Annotated in this window: 17 protein-coding genes; 7 read left to right on the forward strand and 10 right to left on the reverse strand. The window is 61.3% G+C overall.

Annotation, left to right across the window (positions count from 1 at the left end; all coding sequences use genetic code 11):
- Positions 1–54 precede the first annotated feature (54 nt).
- Positions 55–597 carry a hypothetical protein gene (locus tag V5E97_RS14095; protein ID WP_406699953.1) on the forward strand — a complete coding sequence of 181 codons (543 nt, stop codon included), beginning with the start codon at positions 55–57 and terminating at the stop codon, positions 595–597.
- 62 nt (positions 598–659) lie between these two features.
- Here the strand turns inward: V5E97_RS14095 and V5E97_RS14100 are convergent, their stop codons facing one another.
- The 9 genes from V5E97_RS14100 to ispF form a co-directional block, all read right to left on the reverse strand.
- On the reverse strand, positions 660–1,421 hold the full coding sequence (locus tag V5E97_RS14100) for a hypothetical protein (RefSeq protein WP_406699954.1): 762 nt from the start codon (positions 1,419–1,421) through the stop codon (positions 660–662).
- A 56-nt stretch (positions 1,422–1,477) separates the two neighbouring features.
- Positions 1,478–3,226, reverse strand: coding sequence for a GspE/PulE family protein (locus V5E97_RS14105; RefSeq protein ID WP_406699955.1), 1,749 nt, complete (start codon positions 3,224–3,226; stop codon positions 1,478–1,480).
- 77 nt (positions 3,227–3,303) lie between these two features.
- Positions 3,304–4,455 (reverse strand): type IV pilus twitching motility protein PilT, encoded by a 1,152-nt coding sequence (locus V5E97_RS14110; protein WP_406699956.1) that lies wholly within the window; start codon positions 4,453–4,455, stop codon positions 3,304–3,306.
- A 220-nt stretch (positions 4,456–4,675) separates the two neighbouring features.
- The gene (hisF, locus tag V5E97_RS14115) at positions 4,676–5,464 is read right to left on the reverse strand and encodes an imidazole glycerol phosphate synthase subunit HisF (RefSeq protein WP_406699957.1); all 789 of its coding nucleotides are present in this window, start codon (positions 5,462–5,464) and stop codon (positions 4,676–4,678) included.
- Between the two features lie 339 nt (positions 5,465–5,803).
- The gene (locus V5E97_RS14120; protein ID WP_406699958.1) at positions 5,804–7,762 is read right to left on the reverse strand and encodes an ATP-dependent DNA helicase; all 1,959 of its coding nucleotides are present in this window, start codon (positions 7,760–7,762) and stop codon (positions 5,804–5,806) included.
- A 121-nt stretch (positions 7,763–7,883) separates the two neighbouring features.
- Positions 7,884–8,909: a sulfur carrier protein ThiS gene (thiS, locus tag V5E97_RS14125; protein WP_406699959.1), complete on the reverse strand. Its 1,026-nt coding sequence runs from the start codon at positions 8,907–8,909 to the stop codon at positions 7,884–7,886.
- Positions 8,910–9,099: 190 nt separating this feature from the next.
- A complete protein-coding gene (gene ruvC / locus V5E97_RS14130) occupies positions 9,100–9,651 on the reverse strand; it encodes a crossover junction endodeoxyribonuclease RuvC (RefSeq protein WP_406699960.1) in 552 nt (183 codons plus the stop codon).
- Between the two features lie 100 nt (positions 9,652–9,751).
- Positions 9,752–11,218 carry a cysteine--tRNA ligase gene (gene cysS / locus V5E97_RS14135; RefSeq protein ID WP_406699961.1) on the reverse strand — a complete coding sequence of 489 codons (1,467 nt, stop codon included), beginning with the start codon at positions 11,216–11,218 and terminating at the stop codon, positions 9,752–9,754.
- A gap of 80 nt (positions 11,219–11,298) precedes the next feature.
- Positions 11,299–11,781, reverse strand: a complete 483-nt coding sequence (ispF, locus tag V5E97_RS14140; RefSeq protein WP_406699962.1) for a 2-C-methyl-D-erythritol 2,4-cyclodiphosphate synthase — start codon at positions 11,779–11,781, stop codon at positions 11,299–11,301.
- Positions 11,782–12,288: 507 nt separating this feature from the next.
- Here ispF and csrA point away from each other — a divergent pair.
- The 6 genes from csrA to V5E97_RS14170 all read left to right on the forward strand — a co-directional run bounded on the left by csrA (position 12,289) and on the right by V5E97_RS14170 (position 15,845).
- On the forward strand, positions 12,289–12,483 hold the full coding sequence (gene csrA / locus V5E97_RS14145; protein ID WP_406699963.1) for a carbon storage regulator CsrA: 195 nt from the start codon (positions 12,289–12,291) through the stop codon (positions 12,481–12,483).
- Between the two features lie 81 nt (positions 12,484–12,564).
- Complete coding sequence (locus V5E97_RS14150; protein WP_406699964.1) at positions 12,565–12,759, forward strand: carbon storage regulator; 195 nt, start codon at positions 12,565–12,567, stop codon at positions 12,757–12,759.
- Positions 12,760–12,871: 112 nt separating this feature from the next.
- A complete protein-coding gene (locus V5E97_RS14155; protein ID WP_406699965.1) occupies positions 12,872–14,095 on the forward strand; it encodes an aldo/keto reductase in 1,224 nt (407 codons plus the stop codon).
- 283 nt (positions 14,096–14,378) lie between these two features.
- On the forward strand, positions 14,379–14,765 hold the full coding sequence (locus V5E97_RS14160; RefSeq protein WP_406699966.1) for an RNA recognition motif domain-containing protein: 387 nt from the start codon (positions 14,379–14,381) through the stop codon (positions 14,763–14,765).
- Between the two features lie 188 nt (positions 14,766–14,953).
- Positions 14,954–15,142 (forward strand): 30S ribosomal protein S21, encoded by a 189-nt coding sequence (rpsU, locus tag V5E97_RS14165; protein ID WP_026012078.1) that lies wholly within the window; start codon positions 14,954–14,956, stop codon positions 15,140–15,142.
- 382 nt (positions 15,143–15,524) lie between these two features.
- Complete coding sequence (locus V5E97_RS14170) at positions 15,525–15,845, forward strand: DUF6157 family protein (RefSeq protein WP_406699967.1); 321 nt, start codon at positions 15,525–15,527, stop codon at positions 15,843–15,845.
- Positions 15,846–16,048: 203 nt separating this feature from the next.
- Here V5E97_RS14170 and purB read toward each other — a convergent pair whose 3' ends face one another.
- Positions 16,049–17,479, reverse strand: coding sequence for an adenylosuccinate lyase (gene purB, locus V5E97_RS14175; protein WP_406699968.1), 1,431 nt, complete (start codon positions 17,477–17,479; stop codon positions 16,049–16,051).
- Positions 17,480–17,623: the final 144 nt, after the last annotated feature.

Genomic DNA, 17,623 nt, shown 5'->3' on the forward strand with positions numbered 1-17,623 from the left:
GAGGTAAGGATGACCTCGAAGTCGATTCCCGCGAGGTGAAATGGAGTCCGCCCGATGCCGAGAAAAATTCCCCGCGCAGTGATTCTTGTAATCGGCCTGGTGATTGGCTGGGGCTTGGATCATCTCCCTCGCTCCGGATCGGTCGTGCTGGCCAGCGGCAGCGATCGGGCGGGAGAATCCATCGTGGCGAGCGGCCCAGTGATGCTCGGCTACAACGATGGGAAAAAGGTTCAGATCCCGCTCGAGGCGATCTACTACCTCGACTATAAGGGGGGGCGTCTGCTGGCAACCATCCCCTCGTTCAAGCAATCGATTGGGTCCGCCAAACTCATCGATACCTTTGGCGAGCGCGACCTCGTGGCCGATTTCAAGCTGAATCTCGACTCTGGCCAGCGGCCCCAATTCTTGATGACGACCGGCTCGCTCGGCACGTACAGCGAAGGGTGGGCACCCCTCTTTGTCTTTGAAACCACCACCGGCCAGGTCGCAGTGTACAAGGTGGAACAGCATATGGTGGGGGCGAAAACGACGCCCAAGTTTGAACTGATGGAGGTTCACCCAATTCCTGCGCCGACTCCCCCTCCCGAACCGCGTTGAGTTGAGCACGCCCTGACGCCATCGGATTGGGTCAGGGCGTCATTCAACGAACCGCCCTTGTGTTACTGAGGAAGCACCACTCCTCCGCCAACCGCCGGCCCGATGACCTTGATATCACCGGGTTGCCCCGCGTTGCCAGGTGCCGCACCGGGGGCTCCAGGAGCCCCCCCAGGAGCGGCGCCACCTGCTCCCGCTCCCGCCTCTTCGCCCTCGTGGATCGATTCGGTTCCGTAGGGGCGTGCTTCCTGGTGGTTCAGGAGCCATTCCGCCTTGGGGTCGAAGACCTTCGAATCACCATACTCACGGAAGGGGTCACGCGAGCCGGGGACATGCTCGGCGAAGACCAGACCCGTCGTGTACTGGAAGAAGGCGAGCCACTTGCGGTCGAGTCCCATCCCGAACGGCGGCTTCGAGTTGAAGTCGATCACTCCCAGGATCTTCTTGTGCACCGGCGCGGTTTCGAACGCCACGATCAGGATCGCCACCGTGACGACGGCGCCTCCGAATCCGAAGACGAGCCGACCGAGCTGATAGACGGGCGTTGGGAATCGGACCATGGCAGGCGCCAGGGATTCGGTGATCAATCGAAGCAAGAACGTCGCGATGATGAACAGACCCAGCAAGCAGAGCGTGTCGGAAAAGCCCCAGCCGATTCCGGTCCCATCCAGGAGCGCGGCCAGCGGCTCGTAGAAGTTGAAGGCGATGATTCCGCCGAACAGGACGTTGAAGAACATCAGGACAGCGCCCCAAAGTCCCTCGCTCGTCAAGGCCCAGGTCAATCCTGCAATCAGGCCGACGAGCACCAAGTTGACGACGATCTCCATGGACAAATTCCTCAGCGTAAATTCAAGGTAGATCGAGAGTTGGCGTCGTCCGCTTGTTATTTCACGACTCGGAGAAGTTCGTCGATCGAGGTCTTCCCCTGGATGACCTGACGGAGGCCGTCCTCCTGGAGATAGATCATGCCGTTTTTGCGGGCCTCGGCCTTGATCGCGTTAAGCGACGGGTTCTCGCGGATCATGTCGCGCATGGGCTCGGTGATGATCAGCAACTCGAAAATCCCGGTTCGGCCCAGGTAGCCGGTGCCGCCGCATTGCGGGCAGACTTCCTGAGGTTCCGCCGGTCTCCGGTAGAACACATCCACTTTGTCGGCGGGCAAGTTGGCCTTTTTGAGGAACTCGGGCTTGGGCTTGTACGGTTCCTTGCAATTCTCGCAAAGCATCCGAACGAGGCGCTGACCGAGCACGGCGGTGAGGGCCGAGGCGATCATGAAGGGCTCGACGCCTAGGTCGAGGAGGCGGAAGAGCGCCGTCACGGTGTCGTTGGCATGGACGGTCGAGAAGACCATGTGACCGGTCGTTGCCGCCTGGCAGGCGATGGTTGCGGTCTCTTGGTCGCGAATTTCGCCGATCATGATCACATCGGGATCTTGCCGAAGGATCGAGCGGAGGCTGCCTGAAAAGGTTTGCCCGCTCTTGGTGTTGATTTCCATCTGGGTGATGTTGTCGAGGTGATATTCAATCGGGTCCTCGACGGTGATGATGTTCTTCTGGAACCGGTCGATCTCGCGGAGGCAGGCGTAGAGGGTGGTGGTCTTGCCCGATCCGGTCGGTCCACAGCAAAGGAACATGCCGTGGGGCTGGGTCACGAGGTTGCGGATTTCGGTGGCCAGTTTGGGCCGAAGTCCGGCTTCGTCGAGTGCGGAGACGCCCATTCCGCTGTCGAGAATACGCATCACCATCTTCTCGCCCGACTTCGAGCCCGAAGTCGCCACGCGGAACTCGAGTTCGCGGCCTTCGAGCTTGGCGCCGAAGGAGCCATCCTGCGGTTTGCGCTTTTCCGAGATGTCGAGCGCCCCGAGGACCTTGAAGACGTTGATCACGGCATCGCCAGTGGGCCGGTCGAACGGCTCGGCGGCGTGAAGGATGCCGTCGATTCGGTAGCGGATCGAGAGTTGTTCGGCCGTCGGTTCGAAGTGGATGTCGGTCGCACGGCGGAGAACAGCGTCATAGACGAGTTCCTTGGCCGACGTGTAGGACCGAGACTCCTCGGCTTGGGCGACCCGGGTGGGGTCGGCCTTGCTCGATCCCTGGCTTTTGCCGACGAACTCGATGGGAGGTCCGCCCTGGTTGACTCCCGAGTCTCCCTTATTGAAAATCCCCTTCATGCCGGCCTTGTTCATCAGGCCATTCATGACCTCGCCGAGATGATAGAAGGTCAATACCTTGGAATCATCGGGAACCGTCTGGTTCCGCGTATAGATGTAGGACAGGAGGGGAACGAAGTAGGACAGCAGCAGGAGTGTCAGGCTGATCGGGTAGATCGGAATCGCCCAGACCATGGCGAAGCCGAGGATCCCCGAGAAGAAGATGACGCTGTTCCAGACCTCGAATTTCGGGTTGATCAGTTCCTTGGCATCGTCGTCGACCCAGTACGAGGTCCACGCCCAGAGCAGGAAGATGGCCAGCACGGGGAGGAACTTGAGCAGATTGAGATACATGCCGGGCCCGCGCAGGATGCCCGGCGCTTGGGCGAGCAAGACCCCGGCCGACTCGGCGGCGAAAGCCCCGGCCGTCGCGCCCAGGGTCATCAAGGTGAACGTCGCGAGTGCGAGGCGCGGACGGATCATCGCTTCCCTTTCCTCCCACGGAGAACTCGACACGACGCAGTCGCGGGTCCAAGACGGTCGAAGAACCGACTTTGATCTTAGAGAATACCCGGCTGTGCGATGTTAATGCCTTTGAGCGCCATTTTCAAAGTTTCCACGCTCGGCGCAACCTCGAATGCCGTAGCGCGTTCGATCCGCTCATTGACGACAAGCTGTCTCAGACTCTCGGTGAAGTCCTGCATTCCTTCTTCTTTGCCGATTCGGATCGCGTCGCCGAGCTTCGTATCTTCTTCGTTGAGAATCAGCTTTCGAACGGTGGGGTTCGTCCGCATGATCTCGTTGGTCGGCACGCGGGTGATCCCCTGAGCTTGCAGCTCCTTGGTCGTGATCAGGAGTTTTTGCGCGACGATCGCCTTGAGGTTGAACGCCAGGTTCTGCCGTAGCGGCGCGTGCATCTCACGAGGGAACAGGTCGAGAATACGACTGATCGTCGACGGAGCGCTCGAGGCGTGGATGGTGCCGAAGACAAGGTGACCGGTCTCAGCGGCGTGCATCGCGGCGCCGAAGGTCTCCTGGTCTCGCATCTCACCCACAAGGATGATGTCGGGGTCTTGCCGCACCGCGTCCTTGAGCGCTTTGTGCCAGTCCTTGACGTCGATGCCGATCTCGCGCTGGTTGATGATCGACTTGGAGTCGCTGAAGGTGAATTCAATCGGGTCTTCGAGCGTCAGGATATGCATCCGCTCACGCTCATTGATGTATTGAAGCATCGATGCGATCGTGGTGCTCTTACCCGAACCGGTCACGCCGGCCAGGATGATGATCCCCTGCTCATACTGGGTGATCTCGGCCATGACGGGGGGCAGGCCGAGCTTCTCGAAGTTGGGGATCGAGTTGTTGACCCGGCGGGCGACCAGGCTCAGCCGTCCTCGGGCTCGGAACAAGCTGACCCGGAATCGAGTTTCGAGATCGCCGTCGAAGATGATATGGGCGAAGTCGACTCCACCCTCATCGTCGAGAATGTGCTTCTGGCGAGGGGTCAGGATCGGAAACATCAACCGTTCCATGTCCTCCTTCGTCAGCAAGGGCATCTGCATCTGTCGGAGCACACCCCCCAGCCGCATACTCGGGGAAAGCCCCACCTTCAGGTGAAGGTCGGATCCCTTGTACTTCATCACCATCCGAAATAGCTTGTTGCATTCGGGCTCGTTCGGGGCCGCCTCAACGTTCACTTCCACGTCAGTCGCCATGTGCGAATTCTCCTGCAAGGAATGCACCTGGGGGCGTGTCGAACACGCCGGTCGGGTCCCATCTGACTTGTGTTGACTCGTTGTGAGACTTCATCAAAATCGGGAAACCGGGAGGACGAGATGCTCCGTGATCGTCGCCCGGAGAAACTTTCTGCTTCGTGTTCACGGTCGAGCGAAAATCGAGGGCTGTCGTGGCGGTGCGTGAGGGACCGGACGCTGGTCAGGAGGCCGGGGACCCCGCGACGAGCCGGACAGGTACCCCGTGCCGGGCCAGATATTCTTTGGTCTCGGTGATCGTGTATTCGTGATAGTGGAAGATGCTGGCCGCCAGCGCGGCGCTGGCCCCTCCTTCGACAAGGGCTGCGCGCAAGTGTTCGGGACTCCCCGCGCCTCCCGAGGCGACGACCGGAATCTCGACCGCTTCGCTGACCGCCCGGGTCATTGGCAAGTCGTAGCCGTTTTTGGTTCCATCGGCATCCATACTTGTCAGGACAATCTCCCCGGCGCCGAGCCGTTCGACCTCACGAGCCCAGGCGACCGCCTCCAGACCGGTCGAGATTCGACCGCCGTTGATATGCACTTCCCAGACTTCACGGCCGTCCCGCTGGACTCGTTTCGGGTCGATGTTGACGACGATGCACTGACTGCCAAACCGCCGCGCGGCCGCTCGAACGAAATCGGGGTCGCGAACCGCCGCCGAGTTGATCGAGACCTTATCGGCTCCCGCCTTGAGCAACGCGCGGATGTCTTCCAGGTTGCGAATTCCGCCCCCCACCGTCACCGGCATGAAGCAGACCTCGGCCGTCCGGCTGACGACATCCCAGATGATCTCACGCCCTTGGTGGCTCGCCGTGATATCGAGGAAGACCAACTCGTCGGCCCCCTCCAACTCATAACGGCTTGCCACTTCGACCGGGTCGCCGGCGTCGCGCAAGTTGACGAAGTTGGTTCCTTTGACCACGCGGCCTTCATTCACGTCGAGGCAGGGGATGATCCGCTTGGCCAGCATTCGCAGGTCCGGTCTCGAGGGCGATCGTTGTGATTGGAACGTGTTCGAGGTCGAGTGTCAGAATCTGAAACGGAGTCGATTTTGTTGGGAAGGTAGCGTCTGCCCAGTTCTCACCTTAAAGGAGGATCGGCAGGGCCGATCCTCCGGCTGAGTCGCGACCAACTGTCGAATCTGTTCCGACCGACTCGCTCTCACTCCATCCAAGGAATTCAAGACAATATTGTATCCCAGAGAAAGTGGCGATCCTAGGGGGGAGGATCACGCGTCTTTTTCGAAAAGGCTGCGCTGTTAAATCGGATGATGCCGATTGGATCGGCGTGAGACCGTTTGAAACCGCTCTTATTCAATGATTCGAGGGCAGGGGGGCAGCGAATTCAAGAACGTTCGGCCATATGGCTTGGTGAGCACGCGGGGATCGAGAATCACGACGATTCCCCGGTCCGTTTTCGACCGGATCAGTCGGCCGAAGCCTTGCTTGAGCTTGATGACCGCTTCAGGAATTTGATAGTCGTTGAACGGGTTGCCGCCGTTTCGGCGAATCGATTCCAGACGCGCTTCGAGTAAGGGGTGGCTTGGGACGCTGAATGGGAGCCGGACAATGATCACGTTCGAGAGCGCTTCGCCGGGAACGTCGACCCCTTGCCAGAAGCTATCGGCGCCGAAGATCACGCTGTCGACGTCCGCCTTGAAGGCCTCGACCATTTTGGAGCGGGGCATGCCCTCGCTCTGGGCGATCAGGGTGATGTTCTGCTTCGCGAACCAAGGCGTGAGCGTCCTGACCGCCGCGTCGAGCATCTTGTAAGAGGTGAAGAGAACGAAGGCCTTTCCTTGGGTCTTCTCCAGGTAGTGGGGGATCGCCTGGATCGCCTCACGTTCAAACTCCGCGCTCCGTTCAGAGGGATCGGGTAAATTCCTTTTCAGGTGGATGGCGACCTGTTTCGGAAAATCAAAAGGGCTGCCAAGCTGGAGGCTCTCCCCCTGGGTCAGGCCGAGCCGCGTCTTGCAGAAGTCGAAGCGCGGGGGGGAGCCGACGCTGAGCGTGGCCGACGCCAGGATGCAGGTTGGAACGCGATCGAACAGAGCGCGACGGAGGGTGGCTCCGACGTCGAGAGGCGCGGAGGCGAGCGTCACCCGCCGCCGTGAGCCCCCGGTCAACTCGATCCAGTGGACGCTGTCCGGCTCTTTCTGGCCGAGCCAGGAGGAGAGGGTGGACGCGAGGGAGAGGCAACGCTCTTCGAGGGCCGACAGCTCGATGCGCTGCTCTTCGGCCTTGATGGTCTCGGCCCCGTGCCTGATGGCCGACGCGAGCTTGCGCAACTCCTCGCAAACGGTATCGGGCCAGGCGATCGGTTTGCGGAGCCGGCCATTGGTCGCTCCTTGTGAATTCTGCCACTCGGCGACGTCATCGAAAAAGTTGAGCGCCTCGCTCCGGACGCGCTGGACTTGCATGATCGCGTCGTCGAGCTTGTGATAGGCCAGCAACCCCTTGCGTGAGCGGTCGTTGTACAGCTTGCTGAGCGTGTAGTCGAACTGGCCGCTGGAGATCTTCAGTCCCAGATGCTCGCCGGCCACGGCCTCGAGGGTGTGGGCCTCATCGAAGATCGCGACGTCATAGTCGGGGAGCAGGCTGGCCCCTGCATTCCGAAGCGCGAGGTCGCTCATGAAGAGGGCGTGATTCACCACCAGAATGTTGGCCGTCCACATTCGCCGGCGGGCTTTGTAATAAAAGCAGTCTTTGTTGCGTGGGCAGGATCGACCGAGACAGTTCCCGTTCTCACTCGCGATGGCATCCCAGACATTGGGAGCCGGGCGGAAATCGAGGTCAGCGCGGCTGCCGTCAGTCGTTTTCCCTGACCAGAGCCGGATCTCGGAGAGTTGATCGTGATCTTCGGGCCTCGAGAACGACGCCCCGGCGCGGGCCACGGTCGCGTCGAGCCGTCGCAAGCTGATGTAGTTGGAACGCCCCTTGACCAGCACCGCCGAGAACTCCTGCGGCATCACCGAGCGAAGGAATGGGAGATCCTTCTGAAGGAGCTGCTCCTGGAGGCTAATCGTGTGGGTCGAGACGACGACCTTCTTCTGGCCGGACTCGGCTGCCGCGAGGATCGCCGGCACGAGGTAGGCGAAACTTTTGCCGACCCCCGTTCCGGCTTCGACCATGAGGTGCGACTTGTTCTCAATGGCGCGGGCGACCGCCTTGGCCATTTCGAGCTGTTCCTCGCGTGACTCGTAGCTCGGCAGCCGCCGCGCGATGGCCCCGCCCGGACCGAGGATGGGGACGGGGTCGAGAGGCGACATGAGACGCTCCATTCCGTATGAATGACGGCGGACCGTCTTAAGTCAGATGCGCTCACCAGGTCAACTAAAAAAGGAAGCGGCCAGGAGCCGACAAGTCGGGTCACGGCGTCCTTCCCAGTCGTCAACCGATCGTTCCTTCGGTCGGACTCGACGCGGTCGCGTACAGTTTCTTGGGAATGCGGCCTGCCCCGGCCGCGAGCCGGCCGGCTTCGATCGCCAGTCGCATGGCACGAGCCATCCGGAGCGGATCCTTGGCTCCCGCGATTCCGGTATTGAGGAGCACGCCGTCGCAGCCGAGCTCCATCGCCAGCGACACGTCGCTGGCCGTGCCGACTCCGGCGTCAACGATGACCGGATATTCCGGGTCGTTTCCCTTGAGATCCTCGAGGATGATCCGGAGGTTATTCGGGTTCAGGATCCCCTGGCCGCTACCGATTGGGCTGCCGGCCGGCATGACGCTCGCGGCACCGGCGGCTTTGAGACGACGGGCCATGATCGGGTCGTCGCTGGTGTAGCAGAGAACCTGGAACCCCTCGTCTACCAAGATCCGGGTCGCCTCCAGAGTCGCCACGGGGTCGGGAAGCAGCGTCTTGGTGTCGGCCAGGACCTCGAGCTTGACCCAGTCGGCCCCGGGATTCTCCAGGCCAAGGAGGAGCTCACGGCCCAGGCGAGCCGTCCGCAGGGCGTCTTCCGCGGTGAAGCATCCGGCCGTGTTGGGCAAGATCGTGTATCGTTTGGGGTCGAGGAAGTCGAGCAAGCTTCGGCCATCGCGGTCGAAGAGTCGCTCGCGACGGACGGCAACCGTCACGACCTCGGCGCCACTCGCGTCGAGGCAGTCGCGCATCAACTCGAGAGTTGTGTACTTGCCCGTGCCCACGAGCAAGCGACTCCGAAAGGTATGCGTGCCGATCGTCAGCGTGTCCGAATCGAGATCCACGGACGGTTCCCCCCCTCCGCCCACCAAGGTCACCACTTCCAGAATGTCCCCCGGGACGATCGGGGTTTCGTCGTGGCGTGAGCGCGTGACAAGCTCGGAGTTGACCTCGACCGCCACTTGCTCGGGCCTGAGCTTAAGTTCTTGCAACAAGCCGGCCACGGTTATTGGCGCGGGCACCTCGCGCTGCTCGCCGTTCAAGGTGATAATCACTGGAGATCCCGTCGTCCCCTTTGCCGCGTCTTCCTCACGCTCGAGCCGTGGGCTCGAGATCCTGAGACGAAGAATCGCGTCCCCTCGTTGTTGACACCTGTCCATCGTAAAGCGTTGGCTCGCCCGGGGTCAAGCCAACGCATTGTTGCCAAAGGCCAGGGAAAGGCCGGGCGGCCGATTCCAACTGGCTTCAGCGGCCGAGCAGTCCTCGCTGACTCCGCTCGATCTGGTAGTGGCAGAGGGCCACCGCGCAAGCGTCGGCCACGTCGTGAGGCTCGGGCAGGCGATCGAGTCCCAGCTCGGTCTGAATGGCGTGTTGCATCTGCAGTTTCGGAGCCTTGCCGCTGCCGGTCAGCGTCTTCTTGATCCGGGAGGCGGCGTAGCCGACGACGGGCACGCCCCGCTGGGCCGCGGCCAGGACGATGACTCCTCGCGCATGGGCCATCAGGATGGCGGTCCTGGGATGCTTCAAGTGGCTATGGACCTGTTCCAGCGCGACCGAGGAGGGAGGAAAGGCGTCGAGGACTTCGGCCACTCCCTGATGGATCAACTCGAGCCGACGCCCCATCGGCGCTTTGTCGGCTCGCGGTCGAATCACCCCGGCCTCAATGACGAAAGGGCCGCGTGGAGAGGTTTCCACGACCGCGTAACCGGTGACGATGAGACCGGGATCGATTCCGACGACCCGGAAAAAAGGTCGCTGACCTGCCTCAGAGGTCGGAATCGTGCTCGTCGTCGCCATCGCGTTTGGCCCTTCCTTGGGACAATACCCCAAGGGTGGGGGTTGCCCACCCGGTCGAGAGTCTGGTCGAAGCATTTCGCCGTTGAGATCCAAAAGCCTATCAATCGATTCGCCACGAGGTGCCGTCGGCTCGGTCTTCGAGCGTGACGCCGAGGCCCGACAGCTTGTTACGAATCTCATCGGCCAACGCGAAGTTTTTCTCCTTCCGAACTTGTGTACGGAGATGCACCAGCAGGTCGAGCAACGGGGCGGTGAGCCGATCCTGGTTCGTTTCGGGCTTGGCCAAGGGCTCTCGGAAGAGGCCGAGAAGTTGCGTCAGTTCCTTGAGAACGACCATCCCTGCCTTGTATTCCACGAGCGCAGGGCCCGACTGCGGAGTCAGATCGTTGGCGAACCGGTTCAGGGCGTGGATCGTCTCGTAGAGTTCACCAATCGCGCCGCCGGTATTGAAGTCATCGTCCATGGCGTCGAGAAAGCGCTGGCGGTGCTCGGCGATCTCGCCCAGGAGGGGCGATGTTCCCGGGTCGAATTCGCCGCGTCGCGTCGGCGCGGAGAGCTGGTAAAAGCTTTCACCGGTGATTCGCTCGAAGCGCTCGAAGCCCTTGAAGAATGCCTGGAGGCCGCGGGCGAGTTCGTCGAGGCGTGAGGGGCCGTAGTCGATCGGACGGCGGTAGTGGCTGGTCAGGAGCAGGGCGCGGATGGTGTCCGGAGTATGAGCTTCGAGCAGGTCAGACATCAAGACGATCGTGCCAGGGTCGGACTTGGAGATCTTCTTGCCGTCCTTGGTCAGCAGGCCATTGTGCAACCAGTAGGTGGCGAAGGTCTGACCGGAGTACGACTCGGACTGCACCACCTCGTTCTCGTGGTGGGGGAAGACCAGGTCAAGCCCGCCGCCATGGATGTCGAAATGGGCGCCGAGGATTTTCATGCTCATGGCGGAGCATTCAATATGCCAGCCGGGGCGTCCCGGTCCCCAGGGGCTATCCCAGAACGGCTCGCCCGGTTTCGACCCCTTCCAGAGCGCAAAGTCGCCCGGGTGCCGCTTCACGGCGGTCGGCTCGATCCGTGCGCCTGCTTGGAGTTCCTCGGGGTCGCGATGGCTCAACTTGCCGTAGTCGGGGGCTTTCGACACGTCGAAGTAAACGTCTCCCGAGGAGGGGTAGGCGAACCCCTTGTCGATCAGGCCCTGGGTCATCTCGATGATTTCGTCGATATGTTCCGTCGCGCGAGGCATATGGTCGATGCCGTCGACTCCGAGCGCACGGAGACAGGCGAGGTAGTCTTCGGTGACTCGGTCGGCGAGTTCCTTGACCGAGGTCCCTTCCTTCTGTGCCTGGACGATGAGTTTGTCATCGACGTCGGTGATATTGACGACCCACGTGACCTCGAAGCCCAGGTAGACGAGGTAACGCTTGATGGTGTCAAAGATGACGGGCCCGACCATATGGCCGACGTGGCTGCGAGAATAAACGGTGGGGCCGCAGACGTACATGCCCACCGCGCCCGGGCGAACCGTCTGGAAAGGTTCTTTGGTCTGGGTCAGCGTGTTGTAGACGCGAAGCGACATAAAGGTCGGGCTCGGTTTCGTGATCGTTGTGAAGGAAGAATGCCGGCGGCCTGGGCCTGGGAGAGTGATCCGCGTCTCGATCAGGCGGGAACGGCCGCCTTGAGCAGCACGACCGCCTCGCACGAGATGGCTTCGGCTCGGCCTATCGGTCCGACGCTCTCACCGGTCTTGGCCTTGATGTTGACGTCCTGCGCGGCGAGCCCCATGAGGTTCGCCAGGTTGGTACGCATCTCCAGCTTGAAGGACGAGAGCTTTGGCTGCTGCGCATGAATGATGACGTCGCAATTCAACGGCCGCCAACCTTCGCGGGCGACCCGGCTGATGACATCCTTGAGCAGGACGCTACCGTCGAGTCCTTCCCATTGGGGGTCGGTATCGGGGTAGTGCTCGCCGATATCCCCGAGCCCGGAGGCCCCCAGCAGTGCATCGGCCACGGCGTGCATCACGACGTCGGCATCGGAATGCCCGAACAGGCCAAGCGGATGCTCAATCCGAACTCCTGCCAGGATCAATGGACGGCCTGCCACCAGCCGATGTGTGTCGTGACCGATCCCTACGCGCACGTGATGATCCTGAATGCCCTCGAAAGCTAGTCAATCCGCCTACCATCGCGGCCGATCCTGGAAATCGTATCCTCTTCGCCGTCCCTTTGCCATCCCGGGAACCACTCTCATCATCGATCGCAACAAATCGGCCGAGCATGGCCAGGTCTTGCAACGCCCATCCACCTGCCCCGGCCTATCCTAATTGATGGCGTGGTTTCGAAGACCCGGCCCGATCGGTCGGACACTTTCCCATTTTTTCCGCTTCCGCCTGTAGTTTTGGGAAGAAAAGGTGGAGAACTGGACAAAAATTCCGTACCTATTCTTGGGCTCGGAAAACTTGAGAAATTTTTAAGTCGCGACTGACGAGGGATTTCCGACTGTCTATGTGGAGAGCGAGAGAACGTCGGCACACCCCGTGCTTATCTTTAATCTCGTTCGCCAAGAGGGCTCGCCGGGACTGAGGCAGGCAACTCGGAAGCGACGGAATCGCAAGACTTTGGGAAGACGGAATCAAGGAGCGATAACATGCTGGTCCTGAGCCGCAAGCTGAACGAGAAGATCGTGATTGATGGGGGAATCATCATCACGGTCGTCAAGATCGACCGCAACCAGGTTCGCCTGGGCATCGAAGCCCCGGGGCATATTCCGGTCTACCGCGAAGAGATTCTCCCGCTCGCCTTGCAGGCCAAAGACCAAGAGGCTCTCGCCGTCTGCTCATGAATGACGCGGCGAACGAACGAACAAACGAATCGGCATCGATACGACAGTCAATTTTTCTGAAGAGCACTCACGGAGGCTGACATGCTGGTCTTGAGCCGCAAGCTGAACGAGAAGATTGTGATCGATGGGGGAATCATTCTCACGATCGTCAAGATTGATGGCCAACAGGTTCGCCTGGGCATCGAAGCGCCGAGCCATATCCCAGTGTACCGCGAAGAGATTCTTCCTCACGCTCGGCAGGCCCGGGACCGAGAAGCGCTGGCGGTCTGTTCTTGAGGGGCTGAGCCAACAATCTCCTCGACAATCCTCGAGTCGTCGACTAGTTTAACATTCGTAAAATGACCGACCGCTCATTGAATCTCGAGGCCAGGGTCGCGGAGAAACGCTCATGCACGCCGACGAAGTCTCCGTTTCCGAAGTCAATCGCCGCGGTTTTCTGCAAACCGGCGCCCTCGCTACCGCCTCGGCCATGACCGTGGCCTCAGCAACGGGGAGCTTGGCTGCTCCCGCCGCCGATAAAAAAACCACACTGCCGCTACGCCCGCTGGGCAAAACCGGCGCGGACGTGACGATCCTCAACCTGGGGACCTGGCGCAGTCCTGGAACCGACCGCCTCCTTCGTTTCGCCTACGCCAACGGCGTGCGCTACTTCGACACGGCCAAGAGCTACGGCTCCGAACCGGCCATCGCACGCTGGCTGCAAGCGATGCCCGAAGTTCGCAAAGAGATTTTCCTCGCGACCAAGGACCATCCTGTCTCGCCACGAGACTTGATCCCGCAACTCGACAGTCGGCTTGCCGCGCTTCAGACCGATTACCTGGACCTTTTCTTCATCCATGGCATCGGCAGCGACTACGGCCCGCAATCGATGGACTGGCCCAAGAGCAAGGAACTCAAAGAGACGATCGAGACGATCAAGAAGTCGGGCAAAGCTCGCTTCGTCGGGATCTCGTGTCATGACGCGAAACGGGCGGAATATATCCAGGCGGCCGCTGACGGTGGATTCGTGGATGTGGTGATGCTGCAGTTCACCCCCTGGCTTGAAAAAGATGCTCCGCTGAACCGGGCGCTCGACGCCTGCCACAAGCGAGGTATCGGCCTGGTCTCCATGAAGCAGGTCGCCGGTCACGGAGAGCTTGAAGACGTGGTCAAGCGGGTGCCCACCCTCAAGGAGAAGGGGCTCACGCCCTACCAGGGCCTGCTTCACGCGATCTGGTCCGACGAACGGATCAGCTCCGCCTGCGTGTCGATGCGGAACACCGATCAGATTACCGAGGATAGCCTGGCGGCCACCAAGTTCACGGCCATGAACCGCGCGGAGATCGAACAGCTTCGGGACGCCTGCCTGGCCGCCGGCCCGACGTTCTGTGCCGACTGCGACGGCCGCTGTGCCCGCGCCGCGGGTACGGATGCGGCGCTGGGCGATCTGACTCGCCTGCTCACCTATCACGACCAGTACGGATACCGGGGCGAAGCCAAACGACTCTATGGCCTGATGTCGGAAAACGACCGCAATTGGGCGGGAGCCGACCTCGACGCGGCCCAACGCGCCTGCCCGAACCGACTCAATTTCAGCTCGCTCCTCCCCCGAATCGACCGCAATCTGGCCTGATTTTCGCGATCGATCTGATGACTTCCGATGCGATGAGACGGCCCGGAACCTTCCGGGCCGTCTGCATTTGCGCGCCACCGACAAGCGATTCTCGGTTGCGAGCCGGGAAATTCGCTTGAGTTTGCGAGGGGGGATCGACATATTACCCAGTGGCGTGAAGCATGGGGGCCTCGTCCGCTTCTGACGGGCGATCCACTGGACGCTTCTCCCAAAGCCTCGGAGATGACGCACCGAGGTTCGCAACTGTGCGAACCCGGATGGTTTCTGAACAAGGCTAGCGACCATGGGAAAGAACATCTACGTCGGCAACCTCCCGTACGACACCTCAGGCGATGAATTGAAGCAGCTTTTCGAGGCTTACGGAGTAGTCTCGAACGGTCAGGTCATCATCGACAAATTCAGCGGACGCAGTCGTGGCTTCGGTTTCGTGGAAATGGACCACGACGACGAAGCCCAGGCCGCGATCGAGGCGTTAAATGGAACCTCCTACGGAGGGCGTCCGCTGACCGTCAACGAAGCCCGACCACGCGAAGAACGCAGCAGTGGTAGCAGTCGGGGCGGCTACGGAGGTGGAGGAGGTCGCGGGGGCTACGGGGGAGGCGCCAACGGAGGTGGTGGCGGAGGTTACAGCGGATCCTATGGAGGCAACGAGGGGCCGGCGGGCTACTGACCAACCCCTCGCTTGAAAGATTCGCGGAAATAGAGGAGATCGAGGCTTGGACAAGAGCCGCTGCCTCGACTATACTCCGTAATCGCGAGCGTTTTCGAAAGAGAGGCCCGGTTGGTGCCGGTCTGCCTCTTTCGTGTCATTTCCCGCCGCTCGAACCGGTGGGAGCCTGGAAGTCGGGGGTTTTGCCTGTGGTGAAGTTACGGGTACGGTCCGGCGAGTCGATCCAGGAAGCGGTTCGTCGCTTCCGCAAACTCTGCGAGCGCAGCGGTCTCCGGAAGGAAATGCGGCGCAAGGCCTATTATGAGAAGCCCAGTGAGCGCCGCCGCCGTGAGGAACTGAAGCGTCTTCGCAAGGCTCGCCAAGCTGCCCGCGTTTGATCACCACGATCCGGGCCTTCCTCGAATCGCCCGAATCCTCTGACCGACGCGATCGTACGACTAAACACCGAGCGGTCGAGATGGCCGCCATGACAGCAAATTGCTGTTGTGGTCTCCCTCTCGGCCGCTTCGTTTTTTTGAGGGGACTTCGCGAGAACTTTTCTCCTCCAAGCCGGAGGAGTCGGGTGTCACGCACTGGCAAATCTGGTGCTGGTGCTGGATCCATCTGGCTCGATCAAGGGCGACGAAGACCCCGCAGCGACTGGAGCGGGATACGATGAGGAGCATGGGCTTTCAGGATACATTCATTCAAGTTGCGAGTGACTGTCCTGAAACCTGCGGCGCCGTTCCGGTTGCGTAGGGTGAACGTAAGTCGGTCCACGTGCTCCAGTACGAGTTGCTCACCACCCACCCCTACCACTCCACTCATGAAGACCTCCACTATGAGGTCCACGTCAGGCACAAAGCAGTATCGGACGAAGAGCGAACTTTCCGCGGCCAGGAAATCCGCGAGGAGTTGCTCGCGAGGCCCCACCCCTGTCTTCGGGCATCGCTGCTCTCCAAGAAGTACGGCTGGGGGATTCACTACGATGAGCGCGGGCGAATTGCGCTCTACCCGATGGAGTCGGACGCCTACCGCCGTTTCGTTCAAGCGGGAGCCATCACAACGCGGGTGTTCGCCCTAAGAAGCAAGCGAGCCTGATACCTGCGATCGTTGTTTCGATCGCGAACCCTGAAGCTCCGCAGATTGCGGGCCGGGGTCTTGTTTGATGAGGTGTGGACTTCGGGCTCGGGTTGTTCCCGTTTTCCAGACCCGCTGGGTGCATCCCCGACCGGTGAAGCGCGGTCAGGGTGTGCGCCGGGGGCAATCCCGACGGGCGGTTGCCCGTCGGTTCGAAGCGGGATTTAGACGTCGACGTCGCGCTTCTGACCGCGCAGGTCGGGGTGGTTGCGGCGGATCGGGTCAACCTCGCTGGCCACGAACTCAGCCACCTGTTCGGGGGAACGACCGACGAATCGGAGCGGGTCGAGCAGGGTCTCGAAGTCGAGCTTCGCGAAGGCTGGGTCGTTGCGAAGTCGCTCGATCAGATCGTTGTCCCCGGCCCCTTCCTTGATGCGAGCGACGGCGGCCAGCGAGTGGATCCGGACCCGTTCGTGGAGTTCCTGCCGGTCGCCTCCCGCCTGGACCCCGGCCATCAGCAGGTTCTCGGTGGCCATGAACGGCAGCTCGGCATTGACGTGTCGGCCGATGATGGCGGGATGAACCACCAGACCCGGCACCACGTTGAGGTAGAGGTTCAGCACGGCGTCGACGGCGAGGAAGGCTTGCGGCAAGACCAGCCGCCTCACCGCGCTGTCGTCGAGCGTTCGCTCCAGCCATTGCGTGGCGGCCGTTTGCCCGGCCACCGGCGCCAGCCCCATCGCGAACCGAGCGATCGAGCACATGCGTTCGGCACGCATCGGATTTCGCTTGTAGGCCATGGCCGAAGAACCGATCTGCTCGGCCTCGAACGGCTCATCCAGCTCACGCTCGTGGGCAAGGAGTCGAAGGTCCGACCCGAACCGATGGGCACTCTCGGCGACGCCAGCGAGTGCGGCGGTTGCTTGTGAGTCGATTTTTCGAGTGTACGTTTGCCCCGAGACGGGGACCGACCCCTCGAACCCGAACGCAGCGGCGACGCGTCGGTCCAGCTCTTCGACCTTCGCGTGGTCTCCGTCGAAGAGGGCAAGGAAACTGGCCTGCGTGCCGGTCGTTCCCTTGACCCCTAAGAATTTCAGGGCCGCGATCCGTCGTTCGATCTCGTGGTAGTCGAGAATCAGTTCATAACACCAGAGCGTCGCGCGCTTGCCCACGGTCACGAGCTGGGCGGGCTGGAAGTGGGTATAACCGAGGCAGGGGAGATCCTTCCATCGCAGCGCGAACTCAGCCAGGCCGTCGATGGCGCCGACGAGTTGGTTGCGGATCAGGCTCAATCCTTCGCGGATCAGGATCAGGTCCGTATTGTCGGTGACAAAACAGCTCGTCGCGCCCAGGTGGATGATCGCCCGCGCCGAGGGAGCGGCATCGCCCAAGGTGTGGACGTGTGCCATGACGTCGTGGCGGAGTCGTTTCTCGTGTTTGCGGGCCGCCTCGAAATCAATCTGATCGACGTTCGCGCGCAACTCGGCGATCTGCGACTCGGAAACATTCAGTCCGAGCTGGCGCTGGGCTTCGGCCAGGGCGACCCAGAGCCGACGCCAGGTCGAGAACTTGCGTTGAGACGACCAGAGTTCGGCCATCTCCCGGCTTGCGTATCGGGTGATAAGGGGATTTTGATAGACGTGATGATCGTTCATGTCGCTTTGTTGAATGGGGGCGTTTGATGGTCGAGTCAAATCGAGTCGAATTCGAGGTCCAGTGAGCCCTTGATCGACTGTGACGCATGGAAAACTCGGATGCGTCTTCACGCTTCACTCATGGAGTTGGCGTTTCTTTTTCCG

This window comes from Singulisphaera photorubra (assembly GCF_045290345.1).
GTDB lineage: Bacteria > Planctomycetota > Planctomycetia > Isosphaerales > Isosphaeraceae > Singulisphaera.